General features: G+C 65.1%; 18 protein-coding genes. 14 read left to right on the top strand and 4 right to left on the bottom strand.

Annotated features, from left to right (window positions below):
* The first annotated feature begins 117 nt into the window (after positions 1-117).
* The 6 genes from ilvB to astA all read left to right on the top strand — a co-directional run bounded on the left by ilvB (position 118) and on the right by astA (position 7,269).
* A complete protein-coding gene (gene ilvB / locus PCE31107_RS09665) occupies positions 118-1,986 on the top strand; it encodes a biosynthetic-type acetolactate synthase large subunit (RefSeq protein WP_150608034.1) in 1,869 nt (622 codons plus the stop codon).
* Between the two features lie 204 nt (positions 1,987-2,190).
* Positions 2,191-2,970, top strand: a complete 780-nt coding sequence (locus PCE31107_RS09670; protein WP_017234558.1) for a basic amino acid ABC transporter substrate-binding protein — start codon at positions 2,191-2,193, stop codon at positions 2,968-2,970.
* 150 nt (positions 2,971-3,120) lie between these two features.
* Positions 3,121-3,873, top strand: coding sequence for an amino acid ABC transporter permease (locus PCE31107_RS09675; protein ID WP_017234559.1), 753 nt, complete (start codon positions 3,121-3,123; stop codon positions 3,871-3,873).
* Positions 3,857-4,579, top strand: a complete 723-nt coding sequence (locus PCE31107_RS09680; protein WP_130026114.1) for an amino acid ABC transporter ATP-binding protein — start codon at positions 3,857-3,859, stop codon at positions 4,577-4,579. The genes PCE31107_RS09675 and PCE31107_RS09680 overlap by 17 nt, the downstream gene beginning before the upstream one ends.
* A gap of 207 nt (positions 4,580-4,786) precedes the next feature.
* Positions 4,787-6,028 (top strand): aspartate aminotransferase family protein, encoded by a 1,242-nt coding sequence (locus tag PCE31107_RS09685; RefSeq protein WP_150608036.1) that lies wholly within the window; start codon positions 4,787-4,789, stop codon positions 6,026-6,028.
* Between the two features lie 179 nt (positions 6,029-6,207).
* Entirely contained in the window at positions 6,208-7,269 is a 1,062-nt protein-coding gene (astA, locus tag PCE31107_RS09690) for an arginine N-succinyltransferase (protein ID WP_174966632.1), read from the top strand.
* Positions 7,270-7,301: 32 nt separating this feature from the next.
* Here astA and PCE31107_RS09695 read toward each other — a convergent pair whose 3' ends face one another.
* The 4 genes from PCE31107_RS09695 to PCE31107_RS09710 all read right to left on the bottom strand — a co-directional run bounded on the left by PCE31107_RS09695 (position 7,302) and on the right by PCE31107_RS09710 (position 12,176).
* Positions 7,302-8,279, bottom strand: a complete 978-nt coding sequence (locus PCE31107_RS09695; protein WP_174966605.1) for a Csu type fimbrial protein — start codon at positions 8,277-8,279, stop codon at positions 7,302-7,304.
* Positions 8,276-10,765 carry a fimbria/pilus outer membrane usher protein gene (locus tag PCE31107_RS09700; RefSeq protein WP_174966606.1) on the bottom strand — a complete coding sequence of 830 codons (2,490 nt, stop codon included), beginning with the start codon at positions 10,763-10,765 and terminating at the stop codon, positions 8,276-8,278. Before PCE31107_RS09700 ends, PCE31107_RS09695 begins: the two co-directional genes overlap by 4 nt.
* A gap of 100 nt (positions 10,766-10,865) precedes the next feature.
* The gene (locus PCE31107_RS09705; protein ID WP_246181774.1) at positions 10,866-11,633 is read right to left on the bottom strand and encodes a fimbrial biogenesis chaperone; all 768 of its coding nucleotides are present in this window, start codon (positions 11,631-11,633) and stop codon (positions 10,866-10,868) included.
* Positions 11,634-11,648: 15 nt separating this feature from the next.
* The gene (locus PCE31107_RS09710) at positions 11,649-12,176 is read right to left on the bottom strand and encodes a Csu type fimbrial protein (protein ID WP_130026107.1); all 528 of its coding nucleotides are present in this window, start codon (positions 12,174-12,176) and stop codon (positions 11,649-11,651) included.
* Between the two features lie 748 nt (positions 12,177-12,924).
* Between PCE31107_RS09710 and dps the strand changes: the two genes are divergently transcribed.
* The 8 genes from dps (at position 12,925) to PCE31107_RS09750 (ending at position 25,211) form a co-directional block, all read left to right on the top strand.
* Positions 12,925-13,410 (top strand): DNA starvation/stationary phase protection protein Dps, encoded by a 486-nt coding sequence (gene dps, locus PCE31107_RS09715; protein ID WP_150608044.1) that lies wholly within the window; start codon positions 12,925-12,927, stop codon positions 13,408-13,410.
* A 143-nt stretch (positions 13,411-13,553) separates the two neighbouring features.
* Positions 13,554-16,259, top strand: a complete 2,706-nt coding sequence (locus tag PCE31107_RS09720) for a bifunctional acetate--CoA ligase family protein/GNAT family N-acetyltransferase (protein WP_150608046.1) — start codon at positions 13,554-13,556, stop codon at positions 16,257-16,259.
* Positions 16,260-16,334: 75 nt separating this feature from the next.
* Positions 16,335-17,312, top strand: coding sequence for a magnesium/cobalt transporter CorA (corA, locus tag PCE31107_RS09725; protein WP_150608048.1), 978 nt, complete (start codon positions 16,335-16,337; stop codon positions 17,310-17,312).
* A 249-nt stretch (positions 17,313-17,561) separates the two neighbouring features.
* Positions 17,562-18,860: a CaiB/BaiF CoA transferase family protein gene (locus tag PCE31107_RS09730; RefSeq protein ID WP_174966607.1), complete on the top strand. Its 1,299-nt coding sequence runs from the start codon at positions 17,562-17,564 to the stop codon at positions 18,858-18,860.
* A gap of 216 nt (positions 18,861-19,076) precedes the next feature.
* Positions 19,077-19,928, top strand: coding sequence for a sulfite exporter TauE/SafE family protein (locus PCE31107_RS09735; RefSeq protein ID WP_246181775.1), 852 nt, complete (start codon positions 19,077-19,079; stop codon positions 19,926-19,928).
* A gap of 475 nt (positions 19,929-20,403) precedes the next feature.
* Positions 20,404-20,913: a hypothetical protein gene (locus tag PCE31107_RS09740; RefSeq protein ID WP_150608052.1), complete on the top strand. Its 510-nt coding sequence runs from the start codon at positions 20,404-20,406 to the stop codon at positions 20,911-20,913.
* Between the two features lie 210 nt (positions 20,914-21,123).
* The gene (locus PCE31107_RS09745) at positions 21,124-21,798 is read left to right on the top strand and encodes a response regulator (RefSeq protein WP_130026102.1); all 675 of its coding nucleotides are present in this window, start codon (positions 21,124-21,126) and stop codon (positions 21,796-21,798) included.
* 44 nt (positions 21,799-21,842) lie between these two features.
* Positions 21,843-25,211, top strand: coding sequence for a hybrid sensor histidine kinase/response regulator (locus PCE31107_RS09750; RefSeq protein ID WP_150608054.1), 3,369 nt, complete (start codon positions 21,843-21,845; stop codon positions 25,209-25,211).
* Positions 25,212-25,214 lie beyond the last annotated feature (3 nt).

Raw genomic sequence — 25,214 nt, forward strand, 5'->3', positions numbered from 1 at the left:
TTGTCAACGATATGCGAAGCATTTGCTGGCCGATCCCGGTAAGCTGGGTTCTCATTGGGCCGAATGGCCGCCACAATGCCTCCCGATTCGATGGATCCCGCAGGAATACACGTACCCATGAAACTTGATCTGACGCTCCCCGCTGCCGAAACCGCGACCGGCGCCGTCGCCCAGCCTGTTGCCCCGTTGTCTGCGAAGGGGGCAGAGCTGATTGCGCGGACCTTGGTCGAGATTGGCGTGGATACCGTCTTCTGCTATCCCGGTGGCGCCAACCTCGAAATGCTCGACGCGCTCTCGCGCGTGGCCATCGCACTGGTACGAACAGAGCACGAACAAGGCTCGGTCTTCGGTGCGCAAGGCTATGCGCGTGCCACCGGCAAGCTCGGCGTGTGTCTGGCGACGTCCGGCCCCGGCGCGACGAATCTCGTCACAGGCATTGCCGACGCCGCCAGCGATTCCGTGCCGATTCTCGCCATCACCGGCAACGTCGCCACGCATTGGCTCGGCAAGAACGCGTTCCAGGAAGTCGACATCGTCGCTATCACCAAGCCGGTGACCAAGCTCGCCCGGCAGGTCCGCGAGGCGCGGGACATTCCCGCCGCGTTGCGCGAAGCGGCCGCCTGCGCAATGGCGGGCCGGCCGGGGCCGGTCTTGCTCGATTTTCCGAAGGATATTCAGCAGGCGCGTCCCGATCAGCCGACCGACAAGCGTTTCACAGCACCGGTGCCGGCGGGCATGAGCGACGAGACCGCCCAACGGATCGCCGCCCTGCTTGCCCGAAGCGAACGCCCGGTGATCTACGCCGGGGGCGGCGTCATCGCCTCGGAGACCGGGTCGCAGCTCGTGGCACTGGCCGAAGTGCTCGATTGCCCGGTGGCGCTCACGATGATGGGTCTGGGTGCGATGCCCGACGACCATCCGTTGCTGCTGGGCCCCCTTGGCATGCATGGCGCCTACGTGGCCAACGTCGCGGTCAATGAAGCCGACCTCGTGCTGGCGCTCGGCGTGCGTTTCGACGACCGGGTGATCGGCGATCCGGCTTCGTTCGCGCGGCATGCCACGATCGTCCATATCGATGTCGACGCCGCCGAAATCGGTAAGAACAAGCCCGTCGCGCTCGGCGTGCATGCAGATCTGCGCGACGCTTTTGCCGGCCTGCTGGCCCACGCGTCGCGCCGCAATGTGCCGGACTGGCACGCCTACTTGCGCGAGCGGTGCGAGGCCCATCCGCTGCGGGCGCCCCGGCAGGCGGCCGCAGCGGATGCGGTCGATGCGGTCGATGCGGTCGATGCGGTCGATGAGGCAGACTGTGCGGGCGCGCTGACGGGCGTCGCTGTCATTACGGCGCTCGCGGCGCTCCTGCCGCCGCAAGCGGTCGTGACCACGGGCGTCGGACAGCACCAGATGTGGGCGATGCAGCACCTGCGACTTCGCCAGCCGCGCACGTTCCTGTCGAGCGCGGGGTTCGGCACGATGGGCTTCGGCTTGCCGGCAGCGATCGGTGCCAAAGTGGCGTTGCCGGACGTCCCGGTCATCGACATCGACGGCGACGGCAGTCTGAACATGTCCGTCAACGAACTGTCGACCTGCCGCCGCTATGGGCTGGGCGTCAAGGTGCTGGTCATCAACAACCAGTGGCTGGGCATGGTGCGCCAATGGCAGGACATGATCTACGCACGCAATCGCGTTGCGTCATCGCTTGTCGATCCGAACGCGCCGGACGGGGCCGGCGACGGGCGTCCGTATCCGGACTTCGTCACGATTGCGGCGGGGTATGGAGTGGCGGGCGCCCGGGTGACCCGGGCAGACGCGTTGCCCGCCGCCCTCGCCCGCATGCTCGAAGACCCGAGCGAGCCGTATCTGCTGGACGTCCTCGTCGCCCGCGAGGACGACGTTTATCCGATGATTCCCGCAGGCAAGTCGTATCGCGATATGGTCTTCGGTCCCGGCCAGACGGCAGGCCCCATCGCGGCGGGGGCGTTCTGACGCACGGGCCCGGCAGGCAAGGCGCGACCGTGCGGGCGGGCACTGGCGCGTGCTGACTCTGCATTTTCATTCTCATCTGGTGGGAATTTGAGCGCACGTCGCGAGATCGCAACGTCCTAAACCGAGGCGGCGGCTTTTTTTCATTTCGGTGACGGCGCGGAGTATCATTGCGCTCTTTCAAGAATTCTCGCCAAGGAAATCAACATGTTGACGAAGCGCCTCGTGCTGGCCGCCGCCTGTTTTCTGACGACCTTCGCCGCGTTGCCGGCAGCGCAGGCCGCCGATCCCACGTACACGGTGGGCGCAGGCGGTACGTATCGCCCGTTCGAGTTCGAAACGCCGCAGAAGGAGCTGGCCGGGTTCGACGTCGACATCATCAAGGCAATCGGCAAGGCCGGCGGGTTCAATGTGAAGCTGGTCAGCACGCCGTGGGAAGGCATCTTCGCCACGCTCGACCAGGGCGATCGCGACATCATCATTTCCGGCATCACGATTACCGACAAGCGTCGTGAAATGGTGGACTTCTCGGCCCCGTACTTCCCGGCCGATCAGGTCATCATCACCTCGCCGGGCGCCAAGGTCGCGGGTCTGGCCGATCTGAAGAAGCTTCAGGTGGGGGTGGTCAACTCGAGCACCGGCGACATTTCCGTGTCGGAAGAACTGGGCCGCACGAGCACCGCGATCCGCCGCTTCGACAATACGCCGCTGATGCTCGAAGAGTTGTATCGCGGGGGCGTTGACGCCGCCGTGGGCGACGTAGGCGTCATAAAGTTCTATATCAAGAGCCATCCGGAAAAGCCGTTCAAGCTGGTCTACGACAGCAAGTTCAAGCGCCAGTACTTCGGCATCGCCGTGAAGAAGGGCAATAAGGTCGCGCTCGACAAGATCAACACCGGTCTGAAGAAGATCGTGGCCGACGGCACCTACGCCAAGATCTACAAGCAGTGGTTCGACGCCGACGTGCCGTCGCTGCCGCAACAGTAAGCAACGCGTGTAAGATTCGCGCCACGCTCGCCAGAGACCTGGCCACTCGCGGCCCGTGAGCTGATCGTCGACTTCCGACGTCAACCCCCGGGCCGCGAGCGTTTTTCTGCCGGCCCGCCGGTTCGTTTCATTTTGTGAGAAAGGTGCTTCATGGGTGGGTTCCAGTGGAACATCATCAGCGAATACATGCCCCTGTTCGTCGAGGGCACGCTGATGACGCTCAAGTGCACGGTGATCTGCGTGATCGCCGGCACGTTACTTGGGCTCGTGCTGGGCGTCGGCCGACTGGCCGAAGCGCGTCACGGCTTCTATAAGTATTTCCTGCGCTACGCGGTGCAATACCCGGTGCGCTTCTACGTCAGTTTTTTCCGCGGCACGCCGCTGTTCGTGCAGATTCTGCTGATTCACTTCGCGCTGATGCCGGTGCTGATCAACCCCTCGGAAGGGTTGCTCGTGAGTGGCGACCTCGCGCGGGAAATCCGCTCGCAGTACGGCGCCTTCATGTCGGCGGTGCTGGCCATCTCGCTGAACGCGGGGGCCTACGTGTCCGAAATTTTCCGCGCCGGGATTCAGTCGATCGATCGCGGTCAAGCGGAAGCGGCGCGCTCGCTGGGCATGACCTATATGCAGACGCTGCGCAAGGTCGTGCTGCCGCAGGCCTTTCGCCGCATGCTGCCGCCGCTGGGCAACAACGCCATTGCGATCGTGAAGGATTCGTCGCTGGCGTCGGCCATCGGGCTGGCGGAACTGGCGTATGCCGCGCGCACGGTGTCGGGGGCATATGCTCGCTACTGGGAGCCGTATCTGACGATTTCGCTCATCTACTGGGTGATCACGCTGGTGCTGTCGGCATTTGTTCAACATCTGGAATCGAGGTACGGCAAAGGTGATCGTCGTCAATAACCTGCAGAAGCAGTACGGCGAGGCGCACGTACTGCGCGGCATTTCGTGCCGCATCGAAGAGAGCGAAGTCGTGTGTGTGATCGGGCCGTCGGGCTCGGGCAAGAGCACGTTCCTGCGCTGCCTGAACGGCCTGGAAGACGTGAGCGGCGGTGAAGTGCTCGTCAACGGTTTTCACGTGGAAGACCCGAAGACGGACATGAACGCCATGCGCGCGAGCGTGGGCATGGTGTTCCAGCGTTTCAATCTGTTTCCCCACATGACGGTGCTCGAGAACCTGATCCTCGCGCCGATGCAGGTCAACGGTATCAAGCGTGGCGAGGCCGTGACCATCGCCGAGCAACTGCTGCGCAAGGTCGGCCTGATCGACAAGATCGATGCCTTCCCGAACCAGCTCTCCGGCGGTCAGCAGCAGCGCGTGGCGATTGCCCGCGCGCTCGCGATGCAGCCGAAGGTCATGCTCTTCGACGAGCCGACCTCGGCACTCGATCCGGAGCTGGTGGGCGAAGTGCTCGAAGTCATGAAGTCGCTGGCCGACGAAGGCATGACGATGGTCGTTGTGACCCACGAAATGGGGTTTGCCCGTGAAGTCTCCGACCGCGTCCTGTTCATCGATCAGGGCGTGATCATGGAAGAAGGCAAGCCGGCGCAGATTTTCTCGGCCCCGAAGCACGAGCGCACGCGCGAATTCTTGCGCAAAGTCCTGTAATTCTCACGTTGGCGAGGCCCGAGGAGGTATATCCGAGGGCCGCATCTGATTACAATGCGAGGGTACGCGCGCCAAGTGCCATTGCCGTCCGGCATTGGCGCGCCGCCGGTCCCCTGAGCCCCCAGCCAGGTTCTTTTCACAGGGCAGTGACCTTTGTCCAGGCCTGCCCCGCAATCGACGATTGCACTCCGATTTCACGAGGTAGTCATGAGCCAGCCAATCGCTGTGACCCGCCAGACGTTCGATGACGTGATGGTGCCCAATTACGCTCCCGCCCAGATGGTGCCCGTGCGCGGCGAAGGCTCGCGCATGTGGGACCAGCAGGGTCGCGAGTATGTCGATTTCACCGGCGGCATCGCGGTCAATGCGCTTGGCCACGCCAACCCCGAACTGGTGAAGGTCATCGAAGCGCAGGCGCGCAAGGTCTGGCACATCGGCAACGGCTACACCAACGAGCCGGTGCTGCGTCTGGCGACGGCGCTGACCGACGCCACGTTCGCCGACAAGGCATTCTTCTGCAATTCAGGGCTCGAAGCCAACGAAGCGGCACTCAAGCTCGCGCGCCGCTACGCTTACGACCATGCGGCCGAGCGCGGCGGCAAGGAGAAGAGCGAGATCATTTCGTTCTACAACTCGTTCCACGGCCGCTCGCTCTTCACCGTGAGCGTTGGCGGTCAGGCGAAATACACCGAAGGGTTCGGCCCGATCCCGGCCGGCATCATGCACCTGCCGTACAACGATCTGGCGACCGTCGAGGCGACGATTTCGGACGCCACGGCGGCGGTCATCGTCGAGCCGGTGCAAGGCGAGGGCGGCGTGCTGCCCGCCGATCCGGAATTCCTGCAGGGCCTGCGCGCGCTGTGCGACAAGCACAACGCCTTACTGATTTTCGATGAAGTGCAGACGGGCGTCGGCCGCACCGGCACGCTGTACGCGTATGAGCAATATGGCGTGACGCCGGACATTCTGACCACCGCCAAGGCGCTGGGCAATGGGTATCCGATTGGCGGCATGCTCACCACGAACAAGATTGCCGCGAGCTTCTCACCGGGCACGCATGGTTGCACGTACGGCGGTAATCCGCTTGCCACGGCTATCGCCGGGCGTGTGCTGGAACTGATCAACACGGCGGAGACGCTCAACGGCGTGAAGGCGCGTCACGATCATTTCATCAAAGGCATCGACGCGATCAACGCGCGTCATGGCGTGTTCGACCACGTGCGCGGCATGGGGCTGTTGATCGGTGCGGTGCTCAAGCCGGCATTCGCTGGCCGCGCGAAGGACATCGTGGCGGAATCCGAAAAGCACGGGCTGATGGTGCTCGTGGCCGGGGGCGACGTGGTGCGCTTTGCGCCGTCGCTGAACATTCCGTTCGCCGACATCGATGCCGGTCTCGCGTCGCTGGAGAAGGCGGTCGCAGTCGTGGCGGCGACGGTGAAGGCGAACTGATCGCACCGGCCGACGTCACGACCTGACGGTATGCAGGACTTCGGGCCGGACCGACGGATGACGTCGCTCCGGCCTTTGTTTTACTCAATTCGCCGAAGGTGCTCATGACCCGTCAATCGAACATGGCGACGCCCCCAGCCGCCGACACGGACTCGCCCGACGCGGCAGCGACGACCTCGCTGCGCGTCGTGCGTCTGGCGCGTCGCGGCGATCTTCCCGCGCTGTTGAAGCTGGCGGCGCAGGCCGGCCCCGGCATGACATCGTTCAAGCCTGATGAAGCGGCGCTCGAGGCGCGTCTGGCCCGAGTTGCCGCCACCTTGGCGGGGCAAGCTCCCACGGCGGAGCAAGGGTATCTGTTCGTGATGGAAGACGTCGCCACCGGCGAGATCGCCGGCGTGTGCGGTCTAGAGGCCGCAGTCGGGCTGGAGCAACCGTTCTATACGTATCGCAAGGATACGATCGTGCATGCGAGTCGCGAGCTGAACGTCTGGTCGCGAATGCTGACGCTCTCGCTCTCGAACGACCTCACCGGTTATAGCGAACTGTGCTCGCTGCTGCTCGATCCGTCGTGGCGCGGACATGGCAATGGCGCACTGCTCTCGAAGGCGCGTTTTCTGTTCATGGCGCAGTTCCCCGAGCGTTTCGGTCCGCATGTGTGTGCCGAGCTGCGCGGTTTTTTCGATGACAACGGGCAGAGTCCGTTCTGGCAGTCGCTCGGGCAGCATTTCTTCAAGATCGATTTCGATCAGGCGGATCACCTCACCTCGATCGGCAAGAAGTCGTTTGTGGCCGAGTTGATGCCGAAGTACCCCATCTACGTCGACTTTCTCTCCCCGCAGGCGCAGGCCGCCATTGGGGTCACGCATCGCGATACGCTTCCGGCGCGCCGGTTGCTGGAACAGGAGGGCATGCGCTCCGGGGCACATGTCGACATCTTCGACAGCGGCCCGGTACTCGAAGCGCGCGTGGCCGACTTGCGCGCCGCACGCGACAGCCGTTATCTGAGTGTGACCCTCTCGGCCACTGCCGGCGACGACGAGGCGGCGCCGGCCGTCCCCAACGCGGAGCCCTACCTCGTGGCGTGCCTCGGGCTGGACGGCTTTCGCGCCACGCTCGTCACGGGGCGTCCCGAGCGACGGGCGTTCGCGCTCAGCCCGCTCGCGGCGCAGGCGCTTGGCGTGAAGCAGGGCGACCGCATTCAGGTGTTGCCGCTCAAACCGCCGCGCGCCGACGCGATCTGACTGTGCGATGGCGGCGGTTCGACACCGCCGCCTCAGAATTGAATCGTTGCTGTTACCGTGTCCGTGTAGACGCCGGGGGCCGGTGTCGATTGCGACGGCACGCGCGCGTAGATCGGAATGAACTGAACGAGGCCGGTGCCGATGCCGGTCAGTGGCGACGTGCCCGATGAGCCATCCCCCCAGATCGTGGCGTAACCACTGTCCAGGTAGAGTTGATAGCTGACGTTGGCCCCGGTCTCGCCAGCCATCAAGCGCGACGTGACCGTGCCCAGCAGCCCGCCGGACAGGCTGACGCGATACGCGTCGTTTCGCGTGCATTGCACCATAAGCTGGCCCGCACCGGTCACCGGGCGGTCGAGCGCCGTTTGCGTGGCGAACGTGATGTTCGTCGCGGCGATCGTGCAGTTGTTGATGACGCTCACGTTCACGGTGAACGGCGTGCCCGGCACGGCGGTCATGGCGCTGCCGCAGTCCGGGACGGGCGACAGCGGGCCGTAGGGCGCATAGTGCAGGCTCGTGTCGGCCGACGTAAATGTTCGCGTGTAGACCGTGTTGCCGTTGCCGGACGTCGGCACCGTGGTCTGCGCCGCTGCGATTCTCCCGTAGACATTGACGTTCTGTGTCACCGTCCCGCCCAGAAGGTTGCGGGTCATCGTGAACGCGATCGCCTGACTCGGACCGCTTCCCCATGGGTTGGCAAATGAGGGGTCGCCATAGAGACCGAAATTGATGGCATCGCCCGCGTTCGTCAGCGTAAGGGGCTGACTCGCATTCAGCGCGAGGCACACCTTGACGTTGGCGCTGCCGCCGAGCAACGGCCACGTGCACGAAATGGGCACCGTGCCTGTTGCCGAGAGGGCGGCGCCGGAGATCGGACTGAAGGCCGCGAACGCGAGCGTCGGTGCCCCGACCGAACAGGTCTGCGCCTGCGCGTACGCGCACAGGAATGCGACACCGGCGGCGGCGATAGGGCGCCGCCGCGTCGGCAGGGTCCCGGTGGGGGGGGTCATGATGGATCCTCCTGTCGCCAGCGGACGGGGACGGGGCCAAAGGGCGCTGGGCGCTCGGTGGCGAGCGTGCCGAATGCGACGCATGCCAGCGGACCGATGCGGGCGATCCGGCCTTCGGCGGGCGCGGCCCATTCGAACGAGACGCGGCAGCGCTGCCCGGCGTCTCGGGACTCCAGGGTGTTGCTCGGCGCAAGCGCATCGACAAAGACTTCCCCGTCATAGCCGACCACCGTCGCGACGCCGCTCTGCACATGGCGCACCGCCGTCCCGGGACGCAGCGGCTGCCCCGTGGCGCCTGTGAGGGTGACCAGCGCCGCACGGTAGCGTCGCACCGGGAAACGCACCAGCACGCCGCTTCCCGCCTGAGGCGCAATGCGGCGCTCGGTCGTCAGCACTTCCATATCGACCGGAAGCTGCATGGGATCGATGCCGATGCGCGCGGCTTCGAAGCCATTCAGATCCGGCACGAAATAGTAGCCGCGCGAATCGGTGCGGCCGATGGGCACCGATTCGCGCAGCACCGGCACGTCGACCTGCCGATCGGCACTCACGAGGGCGAACGCATCGTAGGTGCGCCGTGTCGCGTGCACGCGGTTGTCCATGACGACCAGCGCGCCGGTCATGCCGAGGGCGGTGCCGGTACGTCGTCCCACCTGTTGCGCGAGGGCGGAGATCTGGCCGTGTCGCCCGAGATACTGCAATTCGCCTTGCACAGTGCGTTGCGAGAAGGCGCGTCCGCCAATGACCTGCCAACCCCAGCCACCGCTGTAGTCTGGGGCGCGGCTGGCGCCCACCGATGCCTGCATCTGCCCGTCTTGCTGGTTGAACGACGCACTACCCAGCGCGCCGGCACCGAGCAACACGCTCAGCATGGCAAACACCCCATGGGCGCGATGGCGAGCGAAGTCGTGAAATCCGCCGACGGAGAACATGCCGCGCGTGCCCGCCGGCAGTGTGAGGCTGGCCGACAGCACCCGGGTGGCCGGTTGGCCCGACACGCGCTGTGAAAACCAGGCAAGCGAGGCCGTGCGGCTGCGTCCGAACGGCACGGACACACTCACACGGTCGCTGGCGCGTGGCGCGGGCGCACCGTCGAGCGACGCGATATCGCGATAACGTCCGGTGGTCCGGATCATTTGCACGTCGACGCCGATCCGTCGCGATAGGTATTGGTATCCCGCGCTCCACTGTGTGCCGGTGCCCCGGCCGCCCGAGAAAGCGGCCGACGCGCTGACGACGCCCGTCTGGCCGAGCGCCATCAGGGCGCCCGCGCCGCCCAGCGCGAGTCGGCGTCCGGCTTGTGCCTGCGCTTCCACCGTGACGGCATCGGTCGCGCCATAGCGCGCGGTCACCGACGCCACAGGGTGGCGTCGATACGAGAATGAGCGCACGCCGTAATCGTCGCGCGGCAGGCCCGCTTCCACTGAAAAGCTCGACAAGCCGCTGGCCAGCCGCCGAGGGTCGATGTAGAGCGGGACGGTGGTGACCCGCTCGCGTCCGAGCGCGTCGCGCGTCACGACACTCGCCTGCAGGTCGCCGGTCAGACCGGGGGCATCCTGAATGACGAACGGTCCGGGCGGCACGTGTGCGCTCATGCGGCGCACACCATCGAGATAGACGTCGACCGACGACGGCACCACGGCGCTGCCGTGCAGCGTCGGTATCGGGAAGGTCACGAGGTCCGGGCGCAGGCTGAAGTTGCGCCGCCATTGCAGGCCGGCAATGCGCAGCGAGCGCGTCCACGCGAGCGAGCCGGTGATGAGATCACCCGCCACCCAGGTCGTCAATCGGGCCGGGTCGTCGTGCTGCCACCATGTGTCGTAGCGCCGATAGCCGTGGCGCCAGGCGGAGTGCTCCGCCAGCCCTGTCTGACGCACGGTGCCGCCGGGCCAGAAGCCACGAACTTCGCTCCAGACGGACGCCCGCGTGAACCGGTCCCGCTGCACATACCCGTCATAGTTGATCAGCACGCCCGTGCCGGACGTCGCGGCCATGACGACCGGGGGCGGACGGCCTAGCGCATAGGGCGTGAGCCACGCGTCGCCGACCTGCAGGGCGAGCGTCTGGTGTGCGGCGTCGTACGTCGCACGCACGCCGTCGAGCGAATCGAGCGCGACGTCGGTCGCGTCGCGTGGCGGCAGTTGGGGCGAGGTCAAGCCGAGCAGGCGCAGATCGCCCGCACGCACGAACCATCGCCCCTTCCGACGCAAAAACGGCGCGATCCGGCCGGTCGACTCGCCATTGACGATGACCTCCAGCACATAAGTTCCGTCAAGGCGGGACGCGCTGCCGGCGCGCGGCGCAGACGGCGTCGCCGTGTCAGACACCGCGGCATTGTTTAACTGCGCGGTGCCTACGACGTCCGGTGCAGAGGTTGCGGACGTTCCACCCTCCGACACCGTCGCGGCAGCGGCAGCGCGTGCATCGCCGGCCTTGCCGAAGGCGGCGGCGCCCAGCGCCATCGACGTGGCGAGCGCCGTGGCCACCGCTCCAGACGTGGCACCGCTCCATCCCTGTGCCCCGGGCGTTCGCGAGTGGCAGACCCGGGGAGTCGAGAGGGTAGCGGCACGGCCCCGGCGGACACGATTAGCGCTCGCCATCCGACGCGGCACCCGCGGCAAAGCGCATCGGTACGGCGTCGACGCGCGACTCGACCGTGAACGGCGCAACTGGCGGGGCGCCAGCGGGCCAACGCACAGCAAAGCGGCGCGTCTGCCCCGCGAGGACATAACCGAGCAGGCCGCGCGTCAACTGGACGCTGCGCCCGGCGGCGTCCAGCACGCGCGTGGCGCCGAGTTGCGCATGCCGTTCGCCATCGTTGTGCACCTCCAGTTCGCCTCGCGAGAGGCGCACGTCGAAGCGCAACGACGGCGCCCGCGCATCGCTTGCCTGCACGAAAACCGGCAAGGAGTAACGCAGGCGGATCGAGATGCCCTCGACCGGCGTGGCGCCGGTGGAGGGCAGTTCGTCGACGAGTAGCCGGTAGCTCTGCTCTTGCGGCTCGGCGCCCTGCGCCATGCGCACGAGCCGCACGATCTGCCGCTCGCCGGGTTCGATGCGCAGGATCGGCGGGCTGGCGACGAGCGCGTCGCTCGGGGTGAGCACGTTGTCGCCATGGCGCTGCGTCCACGCAAACAGCCGGAGCTGACCGTGAATCGGCACGTCGCCGGAGTTGCCCAGCGTCAGCGTGGTGGCCGGCTGCGTGGGCAGGAAATTGACGATGACCGGCGAGACTTGCAGCGTGGCACCGTTACCGTCGGTCACGTACAGCGTCAACAGCGCGACGAACGCGCCGCCGCAGGCGTAGGCCGTTGGGCGGCGAACGGCCGGGCGCATGGGGCTTCTTGGGCGCATGATCGATCCCGTTTCTCAGAAGTACACCGTGGCGGTGACCGTCGACGAATAGACGTCCGGGGCCGGCATCGTGGCCGAGAGCGTCGCTTGTCCGTAGACGGTATGCACCTTCACCGCGCCGGTGCCCGAATCGCTCAAGGTATTCGCCCCCTGCGTGTTGCCCCACGGCGTGGCGTAGCCGGCGTCCTGATAGAGACCGAACGGAATGGTGGTGGTATTGCCGGAGAGGGTGCCCGCCAGCAGACGATCCGCCTCCGTCGAGTTCGGCACCGTACCGGCATTCAGCCCGATGTTGTACCCCGTCGTCGCCGTGCAGGTCACGCTCAGCGACGACGTACTTGCCACCGGTCCGGTCGCGGATCCCTGCACTGCGTTGAACGTCATCGGTGTGGCGGCAATGGTGCAGCCAGGGAGAATCGTCAATTGCACTCGCATTTGCGCCGTCGCCGACCCGTTGGTATAGACGGCGGCGCGTGCCGGTGCGCCGTGCGCCAGCAGGTAGATGATTCCGGACAGGGCCACGCACAGTAGAGATCGATGCATCGTCATTCTCCTTTGGAGTCCTACTGGAGGTTGCGGAAGTGAGACTCGGGAACTACGTAAATTGCGTCTGTTCTAACGTCCTTCGTGGCCGCTTTTTACGTAGTCTATGAAGGTATTTGCCTGATTTCAGCGTTGACGAGAGGCTTTCGGAATCATCCCATCGTTGCGGCGGGACGCCGCACATCGCGTATCGACCGAATACGCGCAAAGCGCATGTTTCGGTGTGACGCAATGCGCACGGTGCTGTCCGCGTCGGCACCGCCTGGGGAACGCCATGGCGAAAGTTTCATCACATGGATGAGCGATTGCGTCGTTGCTTGCGGGGTTGGCAGGGCGAAATTCCCGCGGAGGCGAGTGCTGGCGCGACGAGAAAATGGCGGCGCGATGATGTCAATCAAAGCGCGTGAGGATGGCACTCGACGACGCGCATATTTCACTTGATCTCGAAACGAAGCAGTCTCTAGAATGACTTGGTGCTACGCATCGGGCATCCTTCGCGCCCACGGTGTGATATGGGCCATCGGGGCGCGGGCCATTCTCTGGTGGGTGTCGTAGGTGATGGCAGGCTTCAAGTTGCGGGGCGTCATGCACGGCGCGTCGCAATCCCTCTCGGGACATCGGCTGATGTGGTCACGCCGAGGTGCCGAGTCTTGCGCGGTTCTCTTCGTCCGCATGGGGTGTTCTGCGACGCCCCAATGCCGACGCCTTTCCCGGCAGCCCCCGGGCTGCCAGTCGTCAGGAGTGTGAAATGGCTCTGAATCATACGCGTAACACCCTCGGTGAAAAGATTCGTATCGAATCGGTCAACCTGCTAAGTCGCGGACTGGTCAACGGCATTGACGTGCAGCGGCAGGCCAAGCAGGCGCACTGGAACGTGCACGGTCCGGGCTTCATCGAGCTGCACTTGCTGTTCGACGATGTCTACAACGCGGCCATCGAATGGGCCGACCTGTGTGCGGAACGCCTGGTCGCCCTTGGCGGTGTCGCCGACGGGCGCGTGAAGACCGTCGCCGAGAAAACCGAGCTGCCGGTCTACAAGAACGAGTTCAAACGCGGTCTCGATCACGCAGCCGCGCTGGCCGAAGCGCTGGCGGGCTACGGCGAGATCGTTCGCGGCCTGATCGATGCCTCGGCAGCGATCGGCGATGCCACGACGTCGGACGTCTTCACGGAAATCTCGCGTGGGGTGGACGACCACCTCTGGAAGGTCGAAGCGCATCTGCGCGGCGATTGAGGGAGATGTCGACGGGCGCCCTTGCGGGAGCCCGGTCGCATCCCCGCTAGACCGCCCGCCAGCGAAGTGACAACGAACGCGCGCCCCGGCCATGCCCGGTGCGCGCGTTCGCATGCGTTCCTCTCGATCCACCCGGAGTTTCCATGACCACTCGTAATCTGAGCCAGATGTTCGCGCCGAAGTCGGTTGCCGTGATCGGTGCGTCGCTGCGCGAGCGGCGAGTGGGCACGACGGTGCTGAAAAACGTCATCGACGGCGGCTTCGGGGGCGAGATCTATCCGGTCAACCCGAAGTATTCGACGCTCGCGAATCTCAAGTGCTATCGAGACATTGGCGAATTGCCGCAGGCCCCCGATCTGGCGGTGATCTGTACGCCGCCGGCGACGGTGCCCGACTTGATTCGTGAGCTCGGCGATCGCGGCACGCGTGCCGTCGTGGTGCTGACCTCGGGGCTTGCCCGCGAACGCGATCGCCACGGCGTGACACTACAGGAGCGCATGCTCAGGCACGCGAAGCCGCATGTGCTGCGCATCCTTGGACCGAATTGCATCGGGCTGCTCAGTCCCGGCATCGGGCTCAACGCCAGCTTCTCGCACATGGGCGCGCGCAAGGGCAAGCTCGCCTTCCTGTCGCAATCGGGCGCGCTCACCACGGCGGTGCTCGACTGGGCCGATGCGCGCGAGATCGGGTTCTCGCATTTCGTCTCGCTGGGCGACAGTGCCGATGTGGACTTCGGCGACATGCTCGACTATCTGGCGAGCGATCCCGGCACGGACGCCATTCTGATGTACATGGAATCGATTCGGCACGCGCGCAAGTTCATGTCCGCCGCACGTGCCGCGGCCCGCAACAAGCCGGTGGTCGTCATCAAGTCGGGGCGGGTGCCGGAAGGGGCGCAAGCCGCGGCGTCGCATACAGGGGCACTGGCGGGCTCGGACGATGTCTACGACGCGGCGATCCGGCGGGCGGGCATGTTGCGCGTCGACACGACCGACGACCTGTTTGCGGCGGTGGAGACGCTCGCACGGCTGCGTCCGTTCTACGGAGACAAGCTGTCGATCATGACCAACGGCGGTGGAGCGGGGGTGATGGCCACCGACGCCCTCGTGCTCGATGGCGGCAAGCTGGCGCATCTGACCGACAAGACGCGCGCCGCCCTCGACGCCGTGCTGCCGACAACGCTCGGCCGTGTGAATCCGGTGGACATTGGCGGCGATGCCGATCTGGCGCGCTATACGGCCACCTTGGAAGCGTTGTGCGAAGACCCCGACACGGCGGCCGTGCTGTTTATTCAAGCGCCCACGGCGGTCATGCCGAGCCTGGAAGTGGCGAACGGCCTTGCCGCGCTGCCGAAGCCGTCGAAGAACGTGTTCACGTGCTGGCTGGGCGGCCAGACGGCCGAGCGCGCGCGGCGCGTTTGCCGCGAAGCCGGATGGCCGACATACGACACGCCCGAGAACGCCGCCCGCGCGTTTCTGGAAGCCGTCAACTATCGTCGCAACCAGTCGCTGCTGATGGAAACGCCGCCGTCGATCCCGCCCGGTTTCGCGCCCGACGTGGCCCGCGTGCGCGCAATGGTCGAGCGCGCCATGGGCGAGGGCCGGGCATTGCTTACCGAGCCCGAAGCGAAGGGTGTGTTGGCCGCGTACGGCATTCCGGTCGTGGAGACGCTCGTCGCCACGACCCCCGAGCAAGCGGGCGAACTGGCGCAAGGGATCGGTTTCCCGGTCGCGGTCAAACTGATTTCGCCGGACATCACACACAAGTCGGACGTTGGCGGCGTGGTGCTCAATATCGAATCGGCCGAGCAGGCACGCGAGGCGGCGTGCCAGGTTCGCAAGCGCGCGCTCGCGGCCAAGCCGGAGGCGCGCGTAACGGGCTATTCCGTGCAACGCATGGCCAACGGCGCGGAGGCGTTCGAATTGATCGTCGGCGTGGCGACGGACAACGTGTTCGGGCCGGTGCTGCTCTTCGGGCAGGGTGGCACGGCGGTGGAAGTGATCGCCGATCGTACGATCGGTCTGCCGCCGCTCAACCTCAATCTCGCGCGCGACATGGTGGCGCGCGCGCGCGTGGCGAAGCTGCTCGCCGGCTATCGCAATCGACCGGCTGCCGATCACGAAGCCATCTACCTCACGCTCGTGAAGCTCTCGCAACTCGTGTGCGACGTGCCCGAGATCGCGGAGCTCGACATCAATCCGTTGTTCGCCGATGCGCACGGCGTGCTCGCGCTCGACGCACGTATCGTGGTGCGGCCGCCTGCCTTGCCGGGGCATGGGCGTCTGGCGATCCGTCCCTATCCGCAGGAACTGGAGTCTACCGTGGATGCGGGAGGCAGGCCGGTACGGGTACGTCCGATCCGGCCGGAGGACGAGCCTGCCTATAAAGCGTTCTTCCACACGCTCACGCCACAGGACGTGCAGTTCCGTTACTTCGGCCTGATCAAGGAACTGTCGCATTCGCAGATGGCGCGTGTGACGCAGATCGACTACGACCGTGCGATGACGTTCGTCGCCACGGAAAAGGACGAAGCGGGTACCGTGTGTCTGCTTGGCGTGGTGCAGGCGCTCGCCGATCCGGACAACACGGTGGCCGAGTTTTCCGTGACAGTGAGCCCTCAGGCCCAAGGGCGCGGGCTCGGGCGGGCGCTCATGGAGCATATCGTCGACTACAGCCGCAAGCGCGGCACCGGGGAACTGATCGGCTATGTGCTCACGGCAAATACGCGTATGCTGACCCTCGCCCGTCATCTCGGCTTTGTCGAGGACAAGGAAATGGAGGCGGGCGTCCTTCATATCCGGCTGCCGCTGCAACGCACGGCGCAGGCGCAGGACACCCGCGGGGCGTGACGGTCGAGGCCGGCCGGTTCACGGTGTCCCGGGCTCGCGCCGGGGGCAGGGCGGTCGCCTAGACCAGGAAGACGAATGCTAGTGAATTGCGTGGCCTATGAAGATGGCCGCAAGATTGCCGATCTGCATCCCGATGAAATCTCGGACTATCTACAGCGCCCGCACTGCTTCGTCTGGGTGGCGCTCAAGGACCCCGGGCCCGGCGAGTTGTCGCAGATGCAACATGAGTTCGGTCTGCACGACCTGGCCGTCGAAGACGCGCAGCACGGCCACCAGCGACCCAAAATCGAGCAGTACGGCGACTCGCTGTTCGCCGTGCTGCACGTGCTGAACAAGGACGCCGACGGGGATTTTTCGACGGGTGAGGTGGCGATTTTCGCCGGGCACAACTACGTGCTTTCGGTGCGCTCGAACGCCACGCAGGGGCTCGGCATCGTGCGGGCCCGCGCGGAGAAGGAGCCCAATCTGCTGCGTCAGGGCTCGATCTTCGTGCTCTACGCGCTCATGGATGCCATCGTCGATAGCTACTTCCCGGTACTCGACGAGCTCGAGGCACAGCTCGAAGCGATCGAGGAGGAGATCTTCACGCCGAATGCCCCCGCGAAGGGACGCGCGATCATCGAAGACCTGTATCAACTCAAGCGCCGGCTCATCACGCTGCAGCACGCTTGCGTGCCGCTGATGGAGGCGGTCAGCAAGCTGTTCGGGGCGATGGCGCCCAAGCTCTGCGGCGGCATGCAAGAGTATTTTCGCGACGTCTTCGACCATCTTCAGCGCATCACGAAGAACATCGATCTGCTGCGCGAAATGGTCACGACCGCGCTGTCGGTCAATCTCGGCATGATCTCGCTGTCTGAGAACGAGACAACCAAGCGCTTGGGTTCGTTCGCGGCGCTCTTCGCCGTGCCCACGATGATCGCGGGAATCTACGGCATGAACTTCGCCGATATCCCCGAGCTGAAGTTCCAGTACGGCTACCCCCTGTGCATTGCCGTGATGATCGCCATCGATGCGCTGCTGTTCGTCAAGTTCCGCAAGGCCGGCTGGCTGTGAACGATGGGGCCGCGAGCGGGCGCCGATATGAGGGTTCCCCGTACGTACCCATGCACGGCGTCTATGTCAGACGCATGTTGCGATGCCCCCTTCGGCAGCCCTGTTGCCCGGTGGCAACGCGCCTCGTTGATGCCGCATTTTCTGCCGTGACCAGCGTGGAATATTTGCTCTAGAATGCGTGAACGCCGCGTCAGACGGTTGCCAAGGGTTGAGAACTACAAGAAACGCCAGGCAAATAGGGGTCAGATATTGAACGCACCACTCTCGGGGATCCGCGTCATCGAGTTCAGTCGTGGCGCGGCCGCTGCTTACTGCGGCTTGCTGCTGGCCGACATGGGCGCAGACGTCATCTTGGTCGACGATCCCGTCGACGACAATGCCACCGACAACGCGAGTCCGCTCGGCGCATCGGCCCAGATCGGCCTGCGGCGCAACAAGCGCTCCGTCGCACTCGATTTGCTCACGCTTGACGGCCGCAACCTTGCCCATTCCCTGGTGCGCGGCGCGGACGTCGTCGTCGAATGTTTGCCACCGGGAACGCTCGCACGCGCCGGACTCAGTTACGACGCGTTGTCGGCCGCACAGCCGCACCTGGTCTACGTGTCGATCTCCGCGTTTGGTCAGGATGGCCCGCGCGCGGCGCCGCAGTCGGGCGTGCCGGCGCTCGACGCGTTGCGACGCATGCTGGGGGCGTCGCCGGGGGGCCTGGAGCCGCCCCGCGACTTGCCGGTCGCCGATCTGGCCGCGGGACTCTATGCCGCGTTCTCCGTGTCGTCGGCGCTGGTCGCTGCCCGACAGCATGGCCGCGGTGTTCACATCGACGTGCCGATGCTCGGCACAACGCTTGCCATCGCTTCACTCCACGCGGGTGAGCAGGGCGCGCAAGCCGCGCAGCGCGCCGGGTTGGTACCCGGGGAGGCGCCGGCCGCCGCCTTCGATGTCGCACAGGGTGCGGGACGGCATCGGTACGGCGGGACGGTGGCTGCCACACGAAGCAAGTGGTCGCCGCTGGCAATTGACGATGAGGATGCCGCGCGCTTCGGTGGGCCGTCGGCACCGTGGCCCACGTTTCGGGCCAGAGATGGCTATTTCGGCATGGATCTTGATGGACAAGCGCATTGGCAGGCGATTTGCGCGCTGATGCATCGCGTCGATCTGCTCGACGATTCGCGTTTCGTCAACGCGCGCGAGCGAGCGCGCCATCAAGCCGCGCTGCGCGACGTGCTGGAAGCCGTTTTTGTGCAGGAGGATCGTGGCGAGTGGCTCGCCCGGCTGGTTGCCGTGGGCGTGCCATGTACGGAGATCAGCACCTATTCACGTGTTCTGGCCGATCCGCAGGTGGCCCATATGGGGTGGGTGCGGCCGGTGGTGTTGCCCAGCGGCGAGACGACTCACACCATCGTTTCGCCCGTCCGGCTTAATGGCCAGCGCCCGGTCACGTATCAGGATCCGCCTGCGCCAGGGGCGCATACGGGCGATATCCTCGCCGAACTCGATGCCGCGGATGGGGCGTCGGGCCAGCGCGATGGATCACCACAAGGCGGGTAACCTTCCCCTCATTGTTTGCGGCTTGCCGCTTCCCGGTACGGCGACGTCTGAACGACGTTGCCTGCTTTTGCCATGCCTGATTGACGCCTCAGGCCTCGCGATTCCCCACCGGTTGGGACTTTTCCGTTGTTCGCGGACTCTATATAATCCACAGTCATAAGCATATGACTAATAGTGATTTGGGCCGCCAAGTCGCTTTCCGCTGGATTCCCTGCTATGTCCCTAGAACTTTTGAGTGCTTCCCCGATGGCTGCTTTGCTCGGGGCCGCGGTCGGCCTCGTGCTGGGTTTGACCGGTGCAGGAGGCGGCATTTTTGCTGTGCCCGCGCTGGTCTTCGGGCTGGGGTGGGGCGTGCCGCAAGCCGGCCCGGTGGCCCTGCTCGCCGTAGGCGCAAGTGCCGCCGTGGGGAGCGCCCATGGACTGCGTGTCGGCCTCGTGCGCTATCGCGCGGCAATGCTGATGGCCGGGATCGGGGTCGCCGTGGCGCCGCTTGGCACGTGGATGGCTCACCGACTGCCGGAGCGTTGGCTCGTTGGACTCTTCGCCATCGCAATGATGGTCGTGGCGGCGCGCATGTATCGCGCATCGCGCGCCGGGACAGCGGGCACCGATAAAAGCGCCGATCTGGCGGCGTCGGCCGGTGCCGCGCCGCAACCGCCATGCCGGATGAATCCGGAGACGGGGCGGTTGCATTGGACGCGGCGCGTCGCCGCCACGCTCGGCCTCATCGGCGCGGTGTCGGGCTTCGCGTCGGGACTGCTGGGCGTGGGGGGCGGATTCGTGATCGTTCCCGCGTTGCGGCGTTTCACCGACATCACGGTACACGGCGTCGTGGCGACGTCGCTTTTCGTCATCGCGTTGATTTCCGCGGGTACCGTGGCCAACGCCTGGTGGAACGGCATGCATCCGGGGCCCCAAGGGTGGATGTTCGTGGTTGGCGGCATCGTCGGCATGTTGCTCGGGCGCGCCCTGACACCGCACATCGCGGCGTCCAGACTGCAGCAACTCTTCTCGGCACTGATGGCCGCGGTCGCGCTGGGCATGTTCGCCAAAGCCTTCGGCGTCTGACATGCCGCAACGGCGGTTGTGCCATCGCGCGGCACACGCAGATCCTTCAAAAATCGCTACGCCTTGCGAGTGACTCACGACGTCACTTGCATTCTCGTACCTCGCTGCGTACCCATTGTGGTTGACATCCCGGGAATGCATGGAATGAATTTTTCCGTCGCCCGGTTGTCCACTGAGACGTGGTGCTTGCATGACGGGTACGTAATCCGAGTTGTTCCCGCATGGAGGCGCCGCATATTGCGTGTGCTGCGTGCCTCGCATTCGGTAATCCGCCTATTTTGGACTAGGATGTTTCCCATAAGGAGATCCAAAATGGTTGGATTTTGTAGATTTATCCTATATTTCTGCTGGTCGCAAATCAGCGCGTGACGTTGAAGTGTCACGCGGCATGTCGATTGGCTTTGCATCGATGACCACGACATACGTTGACGCTTCGGCGTCCTCCTCGTTCCGCTGTTCGAGTGCCAAGCGAGCCATGGGCCACCTGATTTTTGCAACGCTGACACGCCTGAGCGGCGCCTTTCTGATGACGTGGCTCGCGGGATGCAGTGAATACCAGGCATCGACACCGGGTGTGTCGGCGGCGGGGCAGGCGTCGGAACGTGTCGGCACGCCGCCGTCGGTGGCAGCGCAACTGGCTGCGGCCCCGCGTGAGGTTGAAACGCGGATGCGGCCGGTCGCCGCCGCCGTGGCGATGAGTGCCACGCCGAAGGTCGGTCAGGTGGTGAGCGGGACGTATCGATGGATGGCCGATTGGCCTGAGACTCACAGCGTGCATCAATGGGAAGCGGCGTCGGGACCGACGCGTATTCGCGTTGTCGCACGAGCACGCGAGATGGTGCCGTCGGCGGGTTTGCGCGGCGTGCGCCTTCGATATTGCGTCAAGCCTGTCATGGGCACTGGTGCAGCGCGCTTGATGGGCCACAAGACGTGCTCTGGCTGGACGACGGTCGAGGGCGCGGGCGCAGCGGGCGTTGCCGGATAGCGACGACGTGTTCGGCGCGCCGGGCCGGAGGTGGCGATGCGCCGCCGGGGCGCGGCCTGCCGGCGTCCACAGTAGTAACGCGGTCACGCCTTCGTGACCACCGAGTGTGTTGGCTCGACCCACATTCCTCTTTTGGGAAGCCATGACGCGTAGACACGGCGAAGGATCGCGCGCGCCCACGGCTGACTTCTTTTAAAAGGATTCTGCAAAATGATGGTAAAAATTCTCATCGCGGATGATCATCCGATCATCGCCTCGACACTGCGTGAAATGCTGTCCCCGGATCCGGGTTTTCACGTGCTGCCGCCCGTCACCAACTCGACGGAGCTCTTCAAGGCACTGGAGACGAATTCGGTCGACGTGCTGATTACCGACTACTGCATGCCCGGCGGCACCTTTGGCGACGGCCTGGTCATGATCAATCGTGTGCGTCGCAAATATCCGGACGTCAAGATCATCGTGTTTACCTCGATCGAGCAACCGGCCATCATCCACGCGCTCGACAGCTGCGGTGTGCTGGGCGTGATGACCAAGTCCGACGATCTGCGCGAAATCACGGTGTGTGTGGAGCGTTGCCGACGCGGCATGAGCTATCGTGGGGGGCGCGCCGAACAGATTCTCGACGAGCAGATGCGCCGCAAGCCGACTGCGCGCCGTCCGCTTTCCCCGAAGGAAATGGAAGTGCTGCGCATGTACCTGGACGGCCTGAATGTGTCGCAGATTGCCGATGCCCTCAAGCGTTCGGCCAAGACGATCAACAATCAGAAGCGCATGGCGATGAGCAAGTTGGGCTGCCGTACCGATATGGAGCTGTTCAAGCTGCACGTCTCGAGCCCGGTTCAGTTTTCGCGTGACGGCGAAGTCGAAACGCCGAGCGCCGTCTGAGTTTGGCTCGACATACGACATTGGCGTCCGCGTCCGACGCGACGATGACGCGTGACATCGCGATTGCCGGCCGCTTGCTACGTGTCGGTGGCTTGCTGGCCCTGCTTTTTGGCTTGTCGGTCTGGGTCGCTGTGGTGTCCTACGCGTTGTTCGGCATGGTCTGGCAAGGGGGGCAGAAGACGGCCACGTTCTTCGCGACCGTCGGCCACGAGATCCGCGACGTCGAAATTTTCAACGAGCAGGCCAGTACGATGGCGCAAGCCGCACTGGCGAGCAACGTTCGGCCGGGCGGTGTCACACAATCACTCACCGACCGGATCCTGAACCCGCTGCTCACCATGCCGGTCGGCACGGCGAAGCGCGTTGCCGGCGTGGGGTTCGATGGCGACTTCCAGATTGTCAAGCTGGCGGAGATCCCGACTGAGCGAGCGCAGCGATTGGCGCGCCTCACCCTTCGGTTGATGATTCTCGATGCCAACTTCTGGAGTGCGCTGGGTGGGCAGGACGAAACCTTCATCATCTCGGCGGATGGCGCGTTTGCCGCTCGCCGCACGTCGTTCGACCTGCAGTCCGTCGGCGCAACGGATCTCGCGCGCGACACCAACGCGACGCTCGCCGAGATCAACAAGGTCGAGCGTTATGCCACGCGTCGTCCCACGAGCAACGACGGTCCGTTCTGGACCTACAACTACCAAAATGCACTTTCCGGTTTGACAGCGGTCTCGAGCTTCGTGCCGATTCGCGATCTCGATGGACATCTGATGGCCTACGTCGGCACCAGCATGGCGCCCGACAGAATTGTGCCGCCGCGGCTGCGAACGCTGGAGCACACGGGCGAGGCCCTCCAATTGGTGTCCGCGGACGGGTTCGTGGTGGCAAGCGCCGGCGCGTCGCTCTCGTCGTTGGGGCATCTGCGTACGCTCGCCACGTTGCCGCTCTTTGGTGACGCTCAAATGGCGGTGCGTTACGACGGCGAGCGTCTGGTCTTCGAGCGTCATCTGGCGTCGTCGCCGTGGTTCGTCCGGTATGCCGTTCGTCCGATAGATTTACTGCAGCAAAATGCCACGCTGCTGATCGGCGCCACGTTGCTGTTGTGCCTCTATGCGGCGGCCGTTTATGCGGGCATGCGCTACATGCGCCAGCGAATGATCGAGCCGGCGCGTCGACGTACGACGGCCCTGCTCGAACGAGACGCCTTCACGCAGACCCTGATCGAGACGGCCCCCGTCGGCATGGCGATCATCGATCCGTTCGAGCCCAGTGTGGTGATGAGCAATCCGGCGTATGCGGGCACCGTCGATTTGCTTCGACACCTGGGCGATGGCGAGTTGACGCGCATGTACCGCCAACTGCACAGCGGTGTGGTGGCGCGTCCGGTGCGGCGTTTGCTGAGCGCGATCGACGATGCCGGCGAGCGTCACTACGCCGTGAGCTTCGTCGATACCGTCTTTCGTGAACAGTCGGTGCTCATTGCCACACTGTCCGACGTGACAGAGCAACGCCGCTTCGAACTGGAGCAACGCAAGGCGCGGCTTGCCGCCGAGAGCGCCAATCGCGCCAAGGATGTGTTCCTGACGACCGTTAGCCACGAAATGCGTACGCCGTTGTATGGCACGCTCGCGTCGCTCGAACTGCTGAGCGCGCAGCGTCTGGGCGACGATCATCGCTATTACGTCGATGTGATGGAAAGTTCGACGCGCAATCTGCTCGATCTCATCAACGATCTGCTGGACTATTCTCGGATTCAGGTCGGTCGCTTTGAACTGAATAGCCGCGATGGCTCGTTGCTCAAGGAGCTCGAAGCCATCGGCTTGTCGTTTACGGGACGTGCGCGGTTGCAGGGACTCACGCTGGACTGGATGATCGACCCGCAGCTCTCGCGTGCCGTGCATACGGATGCGCTGCGACTCGGACAGGTGGTGACAAATCTCGTCGGCAATGCCATCAAGTTCACCGAGAAAGGGTACGTCGCCTTCAGCGCCATGGTGACGCGCGCTGATCCGCAGGGCTGTGACGTGGCCTTCACGGTCAGCGACAGTGGCGTTGGCATTGCGCCTGCCGATCTGGCGGACTTGTTCCGGCCGTTCGGCAAGAGCACGTCGGAGCCGGGCATGCAGCATGGCACCGGACTGGGGCTGGCGATCTCGCATCAGTTCGTGGGTATGCTCGGCGGCGTGCTGCAGGTCGACAGTCAGCAGGGCGAGGGCACGACAATGCGCTTCACGCTCCGCCTGCCCTGGGCGTCGGACAGCGAGATGTTGCCCGTCGTCGGGAGAGGCGAGACGTTTGCGTATGTGAGCGGACTCGCTCGCCGCCATGCGTATCTCGACGCATTGATCCGACGGGCGGGTTACCTGCCGGTCAGGTATGACGACGCGGTATCGTGGTCGTCGGGCAGTGGCCGCGTTCAGGACGCGGGTTTGCTCATGTTTGCCGACGAATGGCCGGTGCGCGGTATGGCGGGCTCGGAGGTGTATCTGCTGCGCTCGACGCCGGTCGATCGTCCGGCCGGCAGCGCCCCCGCGTGGCCGCGCGACGTCGCATTGTTCCAGCAGGCGGAGCTCTGGGATGCGCTCGGCCTGGTGTCGGCGCCCGGGCTTGCCGCGAGCGGTGACTTGCCGGGCGCTCCCGGCGCGCAGGCGCGTATCAAGCCGCTGGCCGGATGGTACGTGCTTGTCGCGGACGATCATCCGATCAGCGGCATGTTGCTGTCCCGGCAGTTGGAAGGACTGGGCGCGATGGTCGATTGCTATCACGACCCGCGCGAGGCGCTTGACGCGTTCGATGCGGAATCGCACATGCTGGTGATCACCGACGCCAACATGCCGCACCTCTCCGGGTATGCGTTGGCTACGCAGATCAAGGCGCGCGCGGCCCATGTGCCGGTGATCGTCGCGACGGCCGACGTCACAATGCGCACCGACCGTGACGAGACGTCCCCGTTCGACGCCATCGTCTACAAGCCGGTGGATGCGCGCTCGTTGTTGCGCGTGATTGAACTGGTACGGGCGCGCTATCCCTCGCTGTGCGTGGACATCGCGCCGCTTCCAGCGTCATCGGACCTGATCGACGGCGGGTCGACGCCGTCCTCCGACTCGACATCGGCGAAGGACTGGCGGCCACCGCTGTCCGACATGCTCGACACGTTCGTGAAAATTGCCGATCAGGACATCGCCAATTGCCGGGCAGCGTTGGTCGACCCATCGCGCGACACCCTGCGTCATTCCGCGCATCGTTTGCGGGGCGGTTTCATGGCATTCGGGCTGAGTTCGCTGGCATCGCTCGCGGCGCAGGTGGAGCATCTGGCGCCCCAGGCGTCCGTCGGACAGATGGAATCGGCGTTCGACGTGCTCGATGCCGCGTGGAACGACTGGCTGCGTGCGCAGGGGCATGCCATTGCCAACGACGCCTGACGG

This window comes from Pandoraea cepalis (genome assembly GCF_902459625.1).
Taxonomy (GTDB): Bacteria; Pseudomonadota; Gammaproteobacteria; order Burkholderiales; family Burkholderiaceae; genus Pandoraea; species Pandoraea cepalis.